The following is a 15,818-nucleotide window of genomic DNA, read 5'->3' as shown; positions in this document are numbered from 1 at the left end:
CCGGAGCAAGCTCGCTCCCACATTTTATTTGTGCACGGCGCAGATCCCCTGTGGGAGCGAGCCTGCTCGCGATGGCGTCAGAACAAACACCTCAGACTCCCCTCCTGCATACCACGCCGCCGTCCGCTATCATCCCCCCCAATTCCGATACGCGAGATCGTCATGCGCCGTTTGCTCTGCCTGCTGTTTTTAGTGTTCGCCCTGCCGGCCAGCGCCACTGGCTTGCTGGAGAACCGACCCAGCTCAAGCCTGGGCTCGATCAACAACAGCGCCGACTTCCTGCCGGTGCGCGAAGCTTTCCAGCTGAGTCTGGTAGACAGCACGCCGCAATCGATCAAGCTGCGTTTCGTCGCCACCGAAGGTTATTACCTCTACCGCCACCGCTTTCAATTTCGCGCCGATCCGGCCGATGTCGTCCTCGGCGCGGCGAAACTGCCCGACGGTCAGAAAAAGCACGATGAATACTTCGGCGATGTCGAGGTCTACCACGGCATTCTCGACGTCGAGTTGCCGCGCACCGACCAACGCGCCTTCACCCTGGTCGTGACCTATCAGGGATGCGCCGACAAAGGCCTGTGCTATCCACCCGAAACCGAGCGCCTGAGCATCGATGGCAGCGGCGCTCCGGCACTGGCTTATCCATGGAGCTGGCGCGAACTGGCGTTGTTTTTCCTCGCAGGCCTTGGCCTGACGTTCACGCCATGCGTGCTGCCTATGTTGCCGATCCTGTCGGGCGTGGTGTTGCGGGGCCAGGTCGGTGGTTGGCGCGGTTTCAATCTGTCGCTGGCCTATGTGCTGCCGATGGCCGCCTGCTTTGCCCTGCTCGGAGCCCTGATGGGCCTGTTCGGTGCCCAGCTCAATCTGCAGGCGCGACTGCAATCGGCCTGGGTGCTGGTGCCGTTCGCGATGTTTTTTGCCGTGTTTGCCTTGGCGATGTTCGGCGTCTTCGAACTCAAGTTGCCGCACGCCATCAGCAGTCGCCTGGACCGCATCGCCGGCCGCACCGAAGGCGGGTCACTGTGGGGCGCCGCGGTGTTGGGCGTGGTCTCCAGCCTGCTGGTTTCACCCTGCGTTTCGGCGCCATTGGCCGGTGCGCTGCTGTACATCAGCGCCAGTGGCGATGCACTGGGCGGCGGTTTGAAACTGTTCATGCTCGGCCTCGGCATGGGCGCACCGCTGTTGCTGGTGGCCACCGGCGGCGCAGCCTGGCTGCCGAAAAGCGGTCCGTGGCTGGTCTACGTGAAAAATGCGATTGGTGTGTTATTGCTCGGGTTGGCCGTCGGCCTGCTCAGCCGTGTCTTGCCGGGTCAGGTCACCTTGCTGCTCATCGGTTTGCTGGCCGGAGGTGTCGGCTTGTTCATGGGGGCGCTGGAGTTCGTCTATAAACCACCGCGCAAACGCTTGGGGCAATTGCTCGGCATGTTCTTGCTGTTTTACGCACTGGCCTGCTGGTACGGCGCCTTCAGCGGCCAGACCGACCCATTCAACCCGATCGGACAGCTCCGTATCGTTGCCAACAGCGGACAAGCGCAAAACGCCAGCACCTGGCAAACCGTCAGCACGCCGGCCGATCTGGACCGCGCACTTGCCGACGCACGATCATCCGGCACCCCGCTGCTGCTCGACTGGTACGCCGACTGGTGCATCAGTTGCAAAGTCATCGAACATGAGGTGCTGGATGACCCTGTCGTCGTCGAACGCCTCAAGGGTTACCGACTGGTCCGCTTCGACATCACTGCCAGCAACGCCGAGCAACGCGCCCTGCTCGACCGCTACCAGTTGTTCGGCCCGCCGGCCCTGATGTTTTTCGGCAAGGACGGCGTCGAACGCGCCGATGTGCGGGTGATCGGCGAGATCAACGCCAAGGACTTCGCCGAACGTGTTGCCAGGGCGAATGACCAAATTTAATCAAGCAGTCATATATTTCGCGCAAACATCGGTCATCGTGCTGCCTATTGCAGAGAACTGGACAGTCACAAAGGCTTTGCGGCATAGTCGCCGGGTTCTGACAATTGCTCACAGATAACAAAGGAACCGCCGATGGCGACGCTACTCGTTCTGCACGGACCCAACCTGAACCTGCTCGGCACTCGTGAACCGGGCACCTACGGCGCCACGACGCTGGCGCAGATCAACCAGGACCTGGAACGCCGTGCCCGCGAAGCCGGTCACCATTTGCTGCACCTGCAAAGCAACGCCGAGTACGAATTGATTGACCGCATCCACGCTGCCAGCAGCGAAGGCGTGGACTTCATTCTGATCAACCCAGCAGCTTTTACACATACAAGTGTCGCATTACGTGACGCGCTGCTGGCGGTGAGCATCCCATTCATCGAAGTGCATTTGTCTAACGTGCACAAACGCGAACCTTTCCGCCATCACTCTTACTTCTCCGACGTAGCGGTGGGAGTGATCTGCGGCCTTGGCGCCAGCGGTTATCGACTGGCCCTGGAGGCCGCCCTGGAACAGCTTGAACAACAAGTTAACCGCCCCTGACCGACCCTTGGGAGTTGATGATTCATGGATATCCGTAAAGTTAAGAAACTGATCGAATTGCTGGAAGAGTCCGGCATCGACGAGCTCGAGATCAAGGAAGGCGAAGAGTCCGTACGCATCAGCCGTCATAGCAAGACCCCGGCTCAGCAGTACTACGCACCAGCTCCAATGCATGCTCCGGCCGCTGCGCCTGTCGCTGCCGCCGCTCCGGCTGCCGCTGCCGCACCTGTTGCTGCCGCCGCTCCAGCACTGAACGGCACCGTTGCCCGTTCGCCGATGGTTGGTACTTTCTATCGCAAATCTTCGCCATCCTCGCCGTCCTTCGTAGAAGTCGGCCAGACCGTGAAGAAAGGCGACACCCTGTGCATCGTTGAAGCCATGAAGATGATGAACCACATCGAGGCTGAAACCAGCGGTGTGATCGAATCCATCCTCGTCGAAGACGGCCAGCCGGTTGAGTACGACCAACCGCTGTTCACCATCGTTTGAACCGCGGAGAGCCTTTGATGACTGCGAAGTTGGAAAAAGTTCTGATCGCCAACCGCGGTGAGATCGCCCTGCGGATCCTGCGCGCCTGCAAAGAGATGGGCATCAAGACCGTCGCCGTTTACTCCAAGGCTGACAAGGAACTGATGCACCTGGGCCTGGCAGACGAATCCGTCTGCATCGGTCCGGCATCGGCCGCCCACTCCTACCTGCACATTCCGGCAATCATCGCCGCGGCCGAAGTGACTGGCGCCACCGCCATTCACCCTGGCTACGGTTTCCTTGCGGAAAACGCCGACTTCGCCGAACAGGTCGAGAAATCCGGCTTCGCGTTCATTGGCCCGAAAGCCGAAACCATTCGCCTGATGGGCGACAAGGTATCGGCCAAGCACGCCATGATCGCCGCTGGCGTTCCGACCGTACCGGGTTCTGACGGCCCGCTGCCGGAAGACGAAGAAACCGCTCTGCGCATCGGTCGCGAAGTCGGTTACCCGGTGATCATCAAGGCCGCTGGCGGCGGCGGTGGTCGCGGCATGCGCGTCGTGCACAAAGAAGAAGACCTGATTTCCTCGGCGAAACTGACCCGCTCCGAAGCAGGCGCGGCGTTCGGCAACCCGATGGTTTATCTGGAAAAATTCCTGACCAACCCACGTCACGTGGAAGTCCAGGTACTTTCCGATGGCCAGGGCCACGCTATCCATCTGGGCGACCGCGACTGCTCGCTGCAACGTCGTCACCAGAAGGTTCTTGAAGAAGCGCCGGCACCGGGCATCGACGAGAACGCACGTGAGGAAGTACTCGCACGCTGCGTCAAGGCTTGCATCGATATCGGCTACCGTGGCGCCGGCACTTTCGAGTTCCTGTACGAAAACGGTCGCTTCTACTTCATCGAGATGAACACTCGTGTCCAGGTAGAGCACCCGGTTTCGGAAATGGTCACCGGCATCGACATCGTCAAGGAGATGCTCAGCATCGCCGCCGGCAACAAACTGTCGTTCACCCAGGATGACGTGGTCATCCGCGGTCACGCGCTGGAATGCCGGATCAACGCCGAAGACCCGAAAACCTTCATGCCGAGCCCGGGTACGGTCAAGCATTTCCACGCGCCAGGCGGCAACGGCGTTCGCGTCGACTCGCACCTGTACAGTGGTTATGCGGTTCCGCCGAACTACGATTCGTTGATCGGCAAGCTGATCACCTACGGCGCAACCCGTGACGAAGCCATGGCGCGCATGCGCAATGCGCTGGACGAAATCGTGGTCGACGGGATCAAGACCAACATCCCGCTGCACCGCGACCTGACCCGCGATGAAGGCTTCTGCAAAGGGGGCGTGAACATTCACTACCTCGAGCACAAGCTGGCTGGCGAGAAGCACTAAGCTTCAATCCGATCAACAAAGCCGCCTTCGGGCGGCTTTGTTGTATATGGACACTGCAGCCCTGTGTAATCCTGTGGCGAGGGAGCTTGCTCCCGCTCGGTTGCGCAGCAACCGCAAAACCATTAAGCCCGGCTAGACCAGACAGATCCGTTTCTGCCGTTTTGGGACCGCTTCGCGCTCCAGCGGGAGCAAGCTCCCTCGCCACAGGTCTTTCGTTCACGCCTGAACTCTACCAACCCGGTCGTCATCTGCCCCGCGCTCGCGTAAACTTGCGCCCTTCTCGCAGCCCGCTAGGCTGCAATCAATATTTTTCAAAGGTGCCCGCCATGCCTTGGCTGCAAGTACGTCTCGCCATCAGCCCAGAACAAGCCGAAACCTATGAAGACGCTTTCCTTGAAGTGGGCGCCGTGTCGGTGACCTTCATGGACGCCGAAGATCAGCCGATCTTCGAGCCGGAACTCAACACCACGCCGCTATGGTCCCACACGCACCTGCTGGCCCTGTTCGAAGGTGGCACCGAGCCAGGCCCGGTATTGGCCCATCTGGAGCTGCTGACCGGCAGCCCGCTGCCCGAGCACCACAGCGAAGTGATCGAAGACCAGGACTGGGAACGCAGCTGGATGGATGGTTTCCAGCCAATGCAATTCGGCCAGCGCCTGTGGATCGTGCCGAGCTGGCATGCCGCGCCGGAACCGGATGCCGTGAATCTGCTGCTGGACCCGGGCCTGGCGTTCGGCACCGGCACCCATCCGACCACCGCGCTGTGCCTGGAATGGCTCGACGGCCAGGACCTGAAAGACTGCAACGTGCTGGACTTTGGCTGCGGCTCGGGGATTCTGGCGATTGCCGCCCTGCTGCTGGGCGCGAAAGAAGCAGTCGGCACCGATATCGACGTGCAGGCGCTGGAAGCCTCCCGCGACAACGCCGGGCGCAACGGTATCGCCGACGAGCTGTTCCCGCTGTACCTGCCGCAAGACCTGCCGCAGGTGCAGGCCGACGTATTGGTGGCCAACATTCTCGCCGGTCCGCTGGTTTCCCTGGCGCCGCAGCTGTCGGGCCTGGTCAAGTCGGGCGGGCGCCTGGCGCTGTCGGGCATCCTCGCCGAACAGGGCGATGAAGTCGCTGCCGCCTACGCCAAGGACTTCGATCTGGACCCGATCGCCAATCGCGATGGCTGGGTGCGCATCACTGGCCGTCGGCGCTAGAATGGCCGCCTGCATAATCCGGATCGCCGCATGACCGATAGCTTCGTCACTCAATGCCCGCATTGCCAAACCAGCTTCCGCGTCAGCCATGCCCAGTTGAGCATGGCGCGCGGGGTGGTTCGTTGCGGCTCCTGCCTGCAGGTGTTCAATGCCGCCAGGCAGTTGCTTGAGCAGGCCGGCAAGGAGTCACCGGTCGCGACGCCGCTCCCGCCTGTGCAGCCTGCGGAGCCCCTTGATCCAACGCCGCCGCGCGCCATCAGCCAAAAGCAATGGAGCGCGGCCGAACTGGACCTGGACAGCCTCGACCTCGATGAAGAGCTCGCCCGGCTCGAACAGCGGGAAATCCAGCCGACCACCGAGTTCGGTCGCCATCGCGACGACTCGCTGAGCGCCCGTCGCGATAGCACCGGGCAGGATGACGAGGAGCCTTGGTCCGACAGCCTGTTCAGTGCGTCGGCGGCCGATCGCGCACAAGTCGACGAACCGCTCGACAGCCTTGAAACACCAGAGCCGACGGTCGAACCGAGCAAAACCTCGCGCACCGAACCTTCGCTATCCCTGGAGCCGGTTGATCTCGACGACGAGCAGCAACCACCCCAGCTGCGCCTGAACGACCCGCTCGATGCACCGCTGAGCCACGAACGCCTGTCGGCCGCCGACGAGAACGAAATCGACGACGACCTGCCCTCGATCGAACCGCTGCGCAAGCGACGCGAACGCAGCGAGCCGGGCGTGCGTGCCGAAGTGCTGCAAGACCTGACCGACGACCCGCTGCAACTGGACTGGCAAAAACGCCGCTCGCCCTGGGGTCGACGGCTGTTGTGGTTGCTGCTGGTGCTGATTGCCGCTGGCGCCCTCGCCGGCCAATACATCGCCTACCATTTCGACGAACTGGCGCGACAGGACCAGTATCGCCCGTGGTTCCAGCAACTGTGCCCGCAAATCGGCTGCACCGTGCCCTCCAAGGTCGATATCGCGAAAATCAAGAGCAGCAACCTGGTGGTGCGCAGCCATCCCGAATTCAATGGCGCCCTGGTGGTCGATGCGATCATCTATAACCGCGCGCCCTTCTCCCAGCCCTTCCCGCTGCTGGAACTGCGCTTCGCCGACCTCAATGGCCACCTGATCGCCAGTCGCCGCTTCAAGCCGGGCGAGTACCTCAATGGCGATCTCGAAGGCATGGCCGAAATGCCTCCGCAAACGCCTATTCACATTGCCCTGGACATTCTCGACCCTGGCGCCAAGGCCGTGAACTACAGTTTGAGCTTTCACTCTCCGGAGTGAAACGCGTCATCGTTCCGGGATTAACGTCGGTTTTCTGACTCCCCCTGGCAAACCAAACCACGGGTAATAACAGAGTAACTGTTCAGATTTTGTTCAATTCAGCCTTTATCCAGTCATCGAGAGCGGGTATCATGCCAACCCTTTTTCGAACTCTCATGATCCGGCCCCACAACAGGGAAGTCCTATGTCGGCGGTACGCATCGGCCCATACACATTACATAACAGCTTGATTCTCGCCCCCATGGCGGGAGTCACCGACCAGCCCTTTCGTCAGCTGTGCAAGCGTTTGGGCGCGGGACTGGTCGTCTCGGAAATGGTCACCAGCGACATGAGTTTGTGGAACACCCGCAAGTCGCGCATGCGCATGATCCACGAAGGCGATCCCGAGCCACGCTCGGTACAGATCGCCGGTGGCGACGCGCAGATGCTGGCGGACGCCGCCCGTGCCAACGTTGAAATGGGCGCGCAGATTATTGATATCAACATGGGCTGTCCGGCAAAGAAAGTCTGCAACAAGGCTGCCGGTTCCGCCCTGTTGAAGGATGAAACCCTGGTAACCGAGATCCTGCAGGCCGTCGTGGCTGCGGTCGATGTGCCGGTTACCCTGAAGATCCGGACCGGTTGGGACCGGGACAACAAGAACGGCCTGACGGTGGCGAAGATCGCCGAGCAGGCAGGCATTACGGCGCTGGCGGTGCATGGCCGCACCCGTGCCGACCTGTACACCGGTGAAGCCGAGTACGACACCATTGCCGCGATCAAGCAGGCGGTGTCGATTCCGGTCTTCGCCAATGGCGATATCGATTCGCCGGAAAAGGCCCGGTACGTGCTCGACGCGACCGGTGCCGATGGACTGTTGATTGGCCGGGCTGCCCAGGGGCGGCCATGGATTTTTCGCGAAATCGACCATTTCCTGCGTACCGGCGAGAAACTCCCGGCACCGGAACTGATCGAGGTGGAACGCATTCTGCTAGAGCATCTGGCTGCCCTGCACGCCTTCTATGGCGATGTCATGGGTGTGCGCATTGCTCGAAAGCATGTGGGCTGGTATCTCGCAACCCTGCCGGGCGCCAGGGAGTTTCGCGCCCACTTCAATCGTTTGGATGGTACGGATACACAATGCGCCAACGTTCAGGCGTTTTTCGCCGAGCGTTACAAGAGCCTGACAGGGGACGGAGAGTGGGTGGCCGCATGACGATGATGACCGAGACTTTAGTGAGTGGAACAACACCCGTGAGCGACAACGTAAATTTGAAACAGCACCTCAATACGCCAAGCGAAGAAGGCCAGACCCTTCGCGGGAGTGTCGAGAAGGCGCTGCACAATTATTTCGCCCACCTTGAGGGCGCTGCCGTCACGGATGTGTACAACCTGGTGCTCTCCGAAGTCGAGGCTCCCCTGCTCGAGTGCGTGATGAATTACGTCAAGGGCAACCAGACCAAGGCCAGCGAGCTGCTCGGGCTGAACCGAGGCACGCTGCGCAAGAAACTCAAGCAGTACGATTTGTTGTAAGCATTCAATCAAACCAGAAAGGCGCCCGCGTAAAACCGGTCGCCTTTTTTGCTGACTCCTTTGCTTTTGATGGAAATTGAGATGACCGACCAGACTACCCGCCTGCCGATCCGCCGCGCCTTGATCAGCGTTTCCGACAAGACCGGGATCCTCGAATTCGCCAAAGAGCTTGAAGCCCTGGGCGTCGAGATCCTTTCCACCGGCGGGACGTTCAAGCTGCTGCAGGACAACGGCGTTGCCGCAGTGGAAGTCGCTGATTACACCGGCTTTGCGGAAATGATGGACGGCCGGGTGAAGACCCTGCACCCGAAAATCCACGGCGGGATCCTCGGTCGTCGCGGTATCGACGACGCCATCATGAACGAGCACGGCATCAAGCCGATCGACCTGGTAGCGGTCAACCTGTACCCGTTCGAAGCCACCATCAGCAAGCCAGGCTGCGACCTGCCGACCGCCATCGAGAACATCGACATCGGCGGCCCGACCATGGTCCGTTCCGCTGCCAAGAACCACAAGGACGTGGCCATCGTGGTCAACGCCAGCGATTACGCCAGCGTCCTGGAAAACCTCAAGGCCGGCGGCCTGACCTACGCCCAGCGTTTCGACCTGATGCTCAAGGCCTTCGAGCACACTGCCGCCTACGACGGCATGATCGCCAACTACATGGGCACCGTGAACCAGGCAGCCGAAACCCTCTCGACCTCCGGCCGCAGCGAATTCCCGCGCACCTTCAACAGCCAGTTCATCAAGGCCCAGGAAATGCGCTACGGCGAGAACCCGCACCAGAGCGCGGCGTTCTATGTTGAAGCCAAGCCTGCCGAAGTCGGCATCGCCACCTCGACCCAACTGCAAGGCAAGGAACTGTCGTACAACAACGTGGCCGACACTGACGCCGCGCTGGAATGCGTGAAGAGCTTCGTCAAGCCGGCTTGCGTGATCGTCAAGCACGCCAACCCGTGCGGCGTGGCTGTCAGCCCTGATGCCGAAGGCGGCATCCGTCAGGCCTACGAACTGGCCTACGCTACCGACACCGAATCCGCGTTCGGCGGCATCATCGCCTTCAACCGCGAACTCGATGCCGAGACCGCCAAGGCCATCGTCGAGCGTCAGTTCGTCGAAGTGATCATCGCGCCGTCGGTCAGCGAAGAAGCCCGCGCCATCGTCGCCGCCAAAGCCAACGTACGCCTGCTGGCCTGCGGCGAGTGGTCGGCTGACCGCGCGGCGGCCTGGGACTACAAGCGCGTCAACGGTGGTCTGCTGGTACAGAGCCGCGACATCGGCATGATCGGCGCTGATGACCTGAAAGTCGTGACCAAGCGCGCTCCGACCGAACAGGAAATCCATGACCTGATCTTTGCCTGGAAAGTCGCCAAGTACGTCAAGTCCAACGCCATCGTCTACGCCAAGAACCGCCAGACCATCGGCGTCGGCGCTGGCCAGATGAGCCGCGTAAACTCTGCGCGAATTGCTGCGATCAAGGCAGAACATGCCGGCTTGCAGGTAGCCGGCTCGGTGATGGCTTCCGACGCATTCTTCCCGTTCCGCGACGGTCTGGACAATGCGGCCAAGGCGGGCGTGACTGCCGTGATCCAACCAGGCGGCTCGATGCGTGATGCCGAAGTGATTGCTGCTGCCGACGAAGCCGGCATCGCGATGGTGTTCACCGGCATGCGCCACTTCCGTCACTAATCCGACAACGGTCGCACTGAAGCCGGCATCTGCTGCGTTGGAGCCGACCTCGATGATGCTCATTGCCAAAAGGCAACTCCGCTCATCGAGGCCGACTCCGCCTTGCATCTACCGGCTTCATTGCAACCTCCTAAAGCGTGAAGCGCTTTAGGTTCTAAAACAGAATTAGCGTCATCCGAGGTTTTTGAAATGAATGTTTTGATCATTGGCAGCGGTGGCCGTGAACACGCCCTGGCCTGGAAAGTGGCTCAGGATCCGCGTGTGCAGAAGGTATTCGTGGCTCCGGGCAACGCCGGTACCGCCATCGAAGCCAAGTGCGAGAACGTCGCCATCGACGTACTGGCGCTAGAGCAACTGGCAGACTTTGCCGAGAAAAACGTTTCCCTGACCATCGTTGGCCCTGAAGTGCCACTGGTTGCCGGTGTTGTGGACCTGTTCCGCAGCCGTGGCCTGGATTGCTTCGGTCCGACCGCTGGCGCTGCACAGCTGGAAGGTTCGAAAGCCTTCACCAAGGACTTCCTGGCTCGCCACAAGATCCCGACTGCCGATTACCAGAACTTCACCGAAATCGAGCCGGCCCTGGCTTACCTGCGTGAAAAAGGCGCTCCGATCGTGATCAAGGCCGACGGCCTGGCCGCTGGTAAAGGCGTGATCGTCGCCATGACCCTGGCCGAAGCCGAAGACGCCGTGCGCGACATGCTGGCGGGCAATGCCTTTGGCGATGCGGGTTCGCGCGTAGTCATCGAAGAATTCCTGGACGGCGAAGAAGCCAGCTTCATCGTCATGGTCGACGGCAAGAACGTGCTACCGATGGCCACCAGCCAGGACCACAAACGCGTCGGCGACGGCGACACCGGTCCAAACACCGGCGGCATGGGTGCTTACTCCCCGGCGCCAGTGGTCACCGCCGAAGTGCACAAGCGCGTCATGGACCTGGTGATCTGGCCGACCGTGCGCGGCATGGCCGAGGAAGGCAACGTCTACACTGGCTTCCTGTACGCAGGCCTGATGATCGACAAGGCTGGTAACCCAAAAGTCATCGAATTCAACTGCCGCTTCGGCGACCCTGAGACCCAACCGGTGATGCTGCGCTTGCAGTCGAGCCTGGTGCTGTTGGTCGAAGCGGCTCTGGCGCAGGCGCTGGACAAGGTCGAAGCGCAATGGGATCCACGTCCGAGCGTCGGTATCGTGCTGGCCGCGGGCGGCTATCCTGGTGACTACGCCAAAGGCGTGGCCATCAATGGCCTGGATGCAGCAGCTGCACTGGAAGGCAAAGTCTTCCACGCCGGTACTGCGCTCAAGGACGGTCAAGTCGTAACGGCCGGTGGTCGGGTACTTTGCGCCACAGCCATGGGCGCCAGCGTCGACGCTGCACAGCAGCAGGCTTACAAACTGGCGGCATCGATTGACTGGGAAGGCTGTTTCTATCGCAAGGACATTGGCTACCGTGCCATTGCCCGCGAGCGTGGCGAAAATCAGGATTAAGGTAAACACCGCGCCAGGCAATGAACACGGTTTATTGCCTGGCTGTTCCGGCGTCGCGCATCGTTATATTCTGGCATCAACCTAACGAAGGGATTTCGCCGTGCGCTGGCTCAGGATTGCCATAAGCTTGACCGTCACTTTGCTGACCTTGCTCTGCATGCTACCGGCCCAGGCCACGCAAGGCAGTGGCTGGGCGGTATTGCTCGACGAACAGGGCGACTTGCAACTGAGCGACATTCGTTCCGCACGTTACGCCAATCAATTCAGCCCCATCGAACTCGACCGCATTACCGCGGCCGAACCCGATGGCGCGCTATGGTTGCGATTCAGGCTCGCACCGGGCAAACACGAACAGTTGCTGCGGGTGTTCGCGCCTGACCTGCGCCAGTTCAGCATGTACGTACTGGACGGCGACAAGCTGATCGATCAATCCAGCACGGGCAACGAACAGCCACAATCCGAGCGACCATTGCCCAGCAGCGACTTCATGCTGGCTCTGCCGCAAAGCGACAACCCCCTCGACGTTTACCTGCGACTGGCCTCCGATCACCAGTTACGGCCCTATATCACCCTGCAATCGGCGATCCTCGCGGCTGCCAACCAGATTCAGACGCTGATCTATGGCCTGCTGTTCGGTTGCATCGCCATGTTGATCCTGCACAATCTCATCCGCTACACCTACACCCGCTCGCACAGTGCCCTCTGGTTGGCGACGTGCGAAGGGCTGTTGATGCTCAGCCTGCTGTTGTTGCTGAACCTCGCCGGTCCCTGGCTGCCGGACTGGCATGCACTGCAAACGCCGGGAGCTTACCTGGCATTGTTAATGACGGCGCCCTGCGGCCTGATGCTTGCCCATCGTTTCTTCTCCCCGCTCGGGCCGCATCCGCTGAACCGGTTGCTGCTCGGCGAGGTCCTGCTCATCACCGCCTGCAGCCTGATGCTGCTGTTCGTCAACACCTTACCGCTGAACTTCATTACCTATGGCCTGGTGGCCCTTGCAGGCCTGACCATGCTGTTCATCAGCGCCTATCACTGGCAAAAAGGTTATCGCCCGGCTCGCCTCTTCGTGGCGGCCATGGTGGTGTTCAACCTCGGGACACTGGTCATCCTGCCGGCGCTGTTGGGGCTGACCCTGATCGAACCCCATGGCCTGCTCACCACCTTGCTGGTGGTCATCTGCATCAGCGGCCTGCTGATGAGCATTGCATTGAGCGAGCGCCAGCGCCGCATCACCGAAGACCGTTTCAGCATCAGTCGTGACCTGGCGGCCAGCAACGCCGAGATCAACGCCAAGGCCGAGTTCCTGGCGAAGATCAGCCATGAAATCCGCACCCCGATGAACGGCGTCCTCGGCATGACCGAGCTGCTGCTGGGCACACCGCTATCGGTCAAGCAACGCGACTATGTGCAGACGATCCACAGCGCGGGCAACGAGCTGCTGACACTGATCAACGAAATTCTCGACATCTCCAAACTCGAGTCCGGGCAGATCGAACTGGACGATGTGCAGTTCGACCTCAACGCGCTGATCGAAGATTGCCTGAGCATCTTCCGCGCCAAGGCCGAGCAGCAAAACGTCGAGTTGATCAGCTTCATCCAGCCACAAGTGCCGCGGGTGATCAGCGGTGACCCGACACGCCTGCGCCAGACTCTGTTGAGCCTGCTTGAAAACGCCCTGAAAAAGACCGATGAAGGCGAAATCCTGATCGTCGTGGCGCTCGACGAGCGCAACACCAAGCCACGCCTGCGGATCGCCGTGCAGGACAGCGGCGAGCCCATGAACGCAGAAGAACGCGACGCCCTGATGCACGCCGAACTGCACAGCCGGCATTTCCTTTCGGCCACCCACCTGGGCGGCAACCTGGGGCTGGTGATTGCCCGCCAGCTGATCCGCTTGATGCAGGGGGAATTCGGGATCAAGAGTGGCAGCAACCAGGGCAGCACCCTGTGGCTGACCCTGCCGCTGGACCCGGATCGCCTCGAACACCCGACCTCCGACCTCGACGGCCCGCTGCAAGGTGCGCGGGTATTGGTGGTGGACGACAATGACACCTGTCGCAAGGTGCTGGTGCAGCAATGCAGCGCCTGGGGCCTGAATGTCAGCGCCGCGTCTTCCGGCAAGGAAGCGCTGGCACTGCTGCGCACCAAGGCTCATTTGCGCGATTACTTCGATGTAGTCCTGCTGGACCAGAACATGCCGGGCATGACCGGCATGCAACTGGCAGCCAAGATCAAGGAAGACCCGAGCCTGAACCATGACATCCTGCTGATCATGCTCACAGGCATCAGCAACGCACCGAGCAAGATCATCGCGCGCAACTCCGGGATCAAGCGCATCCTCGCCAAACCAGTGGCCGGCTACACCCTCAAGACCACCCTGGCCGATGAACTGACCCAACGCAACAACGGTCTCGTCGCCACCCACCCAGTGCAAAGCGGCCCGGCCCTGCCGGTCAAGGTCCCCTGCGACTTCCGCATTCTGGTGGCCGAAGACAACAGCATTTCGACCAAGGTGATCCGCGGCATGCTGAGCAAGCTCAACCTGCAACCGGATACCGCCTGCAACGGCGAAGAAGCCTTGCAGGCGATGAAGGCCCAACGCTACGACCTGGTGCTGATGGACTGCGAAATGCCTATCCTCGATGGCTTCTCGGCCACCCAGCAATTGCGTGCCTGGGAAGTCGGCAACCAGCGGGCTCGCACCCCTGTGGTGGCGTTGACCGCCCATATCCTGGCCGAACATAAAGAAAGGGCACGGCAGGCCGGCATGGACGGGCACATGGCCAAACCGGTGGAGTTGTCGCAGTTGAGAGAGCTGATCGAACACTGGGTCGCCCAGCGCGATCAGCAGAGCCAGACCGCCTCGACACTCTGATCCCTTGCCCTAAAACCGACTTCAGATATCAAGACTTCTGAGGTAATTCATCGACTGGGAAAGCACTGCTTTTTTCACCTTTTCCCGAAATTGCGCATAGTAGAGCGTGTTAAAGGTGATGAGCGACATTTGCTCGGTGCTGCTGTGAAGCAGACTCTCATCATTCACGAACAAGAATCCGGGCATGTTTCGGTAAAGCTGGAACTGTCGATGGTAGATCCCCATTTCAACCCTGTTCTGGCCTTTCAAAACACAAGGAATCATCTGAAAGAACCCGCCGCTACTCGAAATGCTGCTGTTTTCGAACAACTCGATTGCCGCTCGGTCCCTTTCCAGCGCCGCCAACGCCGCCGTCATGGAGCTTGAGAATGGCTCCCCCAGACGTCTGGAAATGCTTTCTGATGCCTGGGTCGCCACCGTATTACCCGGCATCGAAGACAAGCTTTCTGGAACAGGTACGTCCCAGCCGATGTACCTGAGCGTGTTGCGGTAGTAGCTGAACCAGTCACCCGACAGCCCATGGTTGTACGCCTCACGTGTAGCCCTTTGTGCATACAGGGTGCTCAGGTAAATGTCCTCCCGATGAGACTCCGGCAAATCACCCGCGAACGCGATGACGCTTCCCCCCACCACAGCCGCCCGTGGAATCGAATCTGTCATGATCCACGCTCCTCACGGGGAAGTACGGTAGAAAGATCAACGACCTCAGCGAAGCTCAACACGCTGCCACTCACCCGATCTTTGATTTTCGCGGCAATCGCATCGCGATATAACGCGTACAACGTTTCCGAAAGCCTGGCGCGGAAATAACGCGCCGAAACATGGCCATCCATCAAGTCAGCCTGAAAATGCTGCGCCCATGGATTGCCCTCTACTGTTTGCCGTGTTTTGAACTCAAGGCACAGGCAAATCATGGATGCTGGCTTTTGCGCCAAAATGACCAGTAGATGCGTTGTTTTCGCTGTGGCAGAAGCAAGCCTCTCTTCACCCACATTCACCTGCTGTACCTGGCTGCGCAGCAAGTTTACTTCAGGCGAGGTAGCAGGTAGTCGCGCCACCCACTCCGAGAATGCGGCCAAGGGTAGAACTTCATCATCACTACCGTGGGCCATCAACCGGGATACCCATTGGATCGGCGTGGTAGAGCTGTTTTTTTCAAGCGCGATATCTTGCCTATATTTAGCGCTGCGGACCCAAAAATCGTCCAGCACGCCTGCATAAACATCAAACCAATAGGCTTCCGGCTTTTTTAAAAGCCGCTTATTCGCGAGCAACTGCGCCAACAAAATGGAGTTCTTCAAGTCGTTAGCTGCGGACTCTTCATAATCAACCGGCACAAAAACAATCGCTGCACCAACGGCAGATACCGAACATTCGTTGTTCATACTGCATCCTCAATTAAAAAAA

At 60.2% G+C, this 15,818-nt stretch carries 13 protein-coding genes; 11 read left to right on the top strand and 2 right to left on the bottom strand.

The annotated features are described in order from the left end of the window. Positions 1-162: 162 nt before the first annotated feature. The 11 genes from AC3ITY_RS03005 to AC3ITY_RS02955 all read left to right on the top strand — a co-directional run bounded on the left by AC3ITY_RS03005 (position 163) and on the right by AC3ITY_RS02955 (position 14,411). Positions 163-1,908, top strand: a complete 1,746-nt coding sequence (locus tag AC3ITY_RS03005) for a protein-disulfide reductase DsbD (RefSeq protein WP_489307555.1) — start codon at positions 163-165, stop codon at positions 1,906-1,908. Positions 1,909-2,040: 132 nt separating this feature from the next. Continuing rightward, on the top strand, positions 2,041-2,496 hold the full coding sequence (gene aroQ / locus AC3ITY_RS03000; protein WP_489307554.1) for a type II 3-dehydroquinate dehydratase: 456 nt from the start codon (positions 2,041-2,043) through the stop codon (positions 2,494-2,496). A 24-nt stretch (positions 2,497-2,520) separates the two neighbouring features. After that, positions 2,521-2,985, top strand: coding sequence for an acetyl-CoA carboxylase biotin carboxyl carrier protein (gene accB, locus AC3ITY_RS02995; RefSeq protein ID WP_115947748.1), 465 nt, complete (start codon positions 2,521-2,523; stop codon positions 2,983-2,985). A 17-nt stretch (positions 2,986-3,002) separates the two neighbouring features. Beyond that, a complete protein-coding gene (gene accC, locus AC3ITY_RS02990; RefSeq protein ID WP_429366255.1) occupies positions 3,003-4,361 on the top strand; it encodes an acetyl-CoA carboxylase biotin carboxylase subunit in 1,359 nt (452 codons plus the stop codon). Between the two features lie 326 nt (positions 4,362-4,687). Beyond that, positions 4,688-5,566 (top strand): 50S ribosomal protein L11 methyltransferase, encoded by an 879-nt coding sequence (gene prmA / locus AC3ITY_RS02985; protein WP_489307552.1) that lies wholly within the window; start codon positions 4,688-4,690, stop codon positions 5,564-5,566. Positions 5,567-5,596: 30 nt separating this feature from the next. Then, positions 5,597-6,850 (top strand): DUF3426 domain-containing protein, encoded by a 1,254-nt coding sequence (locus tag AC3ITY_RS02980; protein WP_489307551.1) that lies wholly within the window; start codon positions 5,597-5,599, stop codon positions 6,848-6,850. Between the two features lie 184 nt (positions 6,851-7,034). Continuing rightward, positions 7,035-8,045, top strand: a complete 1,011-nt coding sequence (gene dusB / locus AC3ITY_RS02975; RefSeq protein ID WP_223461686.1) for a tRNA dihydrouridine synthase DusB — start codon at positions 7,035-7,037, stop codon at positions 8,043-8,045. Continuing rightward, positions 8,042-8,362, top strand: coding sequence for a DNA-binding transcriptional regulator Fis (gene fis / locus AC3ITY_RS02970; protein WP_007907419.1), 321 nt, complete (start codon positions 8,042-8,044; stop codon positions 8,360-8,362). The genes dusB and fis overlap by 4 nt, the downstream gene beginning before the upstream one ends. Positions 8,363-8,443: 81 nt before the next feature. Then, positions 8,444-10,051, top strand: a complete 1,608-nt coding sequence (gene purH, locus AC3ITY_RS02965; RefSeq protein WP_489307550.1) for a bifunctional phosphoribosylaminoimidazolecarboxamide formyltransferase/IMP cyclohydrolase — start codon at positions 8,444-8,446, stop codon at positions 10,049-10,051. Positions 10,052-10,240: 189 nt separating this feature from the next. Then, on the top strand, positions 10,241-11,536 hold the full coding sequence (purD, locus tag AC3ITY_RS02960; RefSeq protein WP_489307548.1) for a phosphoribosylamine--glycine ligase: 1,296 nt from the start codon (positions 10,241-10,243) through the stop codon (positions 11,534-11,536). Positions 11,537-11,636: 100 nt separating this feature from the next. After that, positions 11,637-14,411 carry a hybrid sensor histidine kinase/response regulator gene (locus tag AC3ITY_RS02955; RefSeq protein WP_489307546.1) on the top strand — a complete coding sequence of 925 codons (2,775 nt, stop codon included), beginning with the start codon at positions 11,637-11,639 and terminating at the stop codon, positions 14,409-14,411. Positions 14,412-14,432: 21 nt separating this feature from the next. Here AC3ITY_RS02955 and AC3ITY_RS02950 read toward each other — a convergent pair whose 3' ends face one another. Further along, positions 14,433-15,071: a hypothetical protein gene (locus AC3ITY_RS02950; protein WP_489307544.1), complete on the bottom strand. Its 639-nt coding sequence runs from the start codon at positions 15,069-15,071 to the stop codon at positions 14,433-14,435. Beyond that, positions 15,068-15,796 carry a hypothetical protein gene (locus AC3ITY_RS02945; RefSeq protein ID WP_489307543.1) on the bottom strand — a complete coding sequence of 243 codons (729 nt, stop codon included), beginning with the start codon at positions 15,794-15,796 and terminating at the stop codon, positions 15,068-15,070. Before AC3ITY_RS02945 ends, AC3ITY_RS02950 begins: the two co-directional genes overlap by 4 nt. Positions 15,797-15,818: the final 22 nt, after the last annotated feature.

It is taken from the genome of Pseudomonas sp. GL_091, from assembly GCF_057837725.1.
Note: the sequence above shows the minus strand (reverse complement) of the source record. Positions and strands in the feature narration are given on the sequence as shown.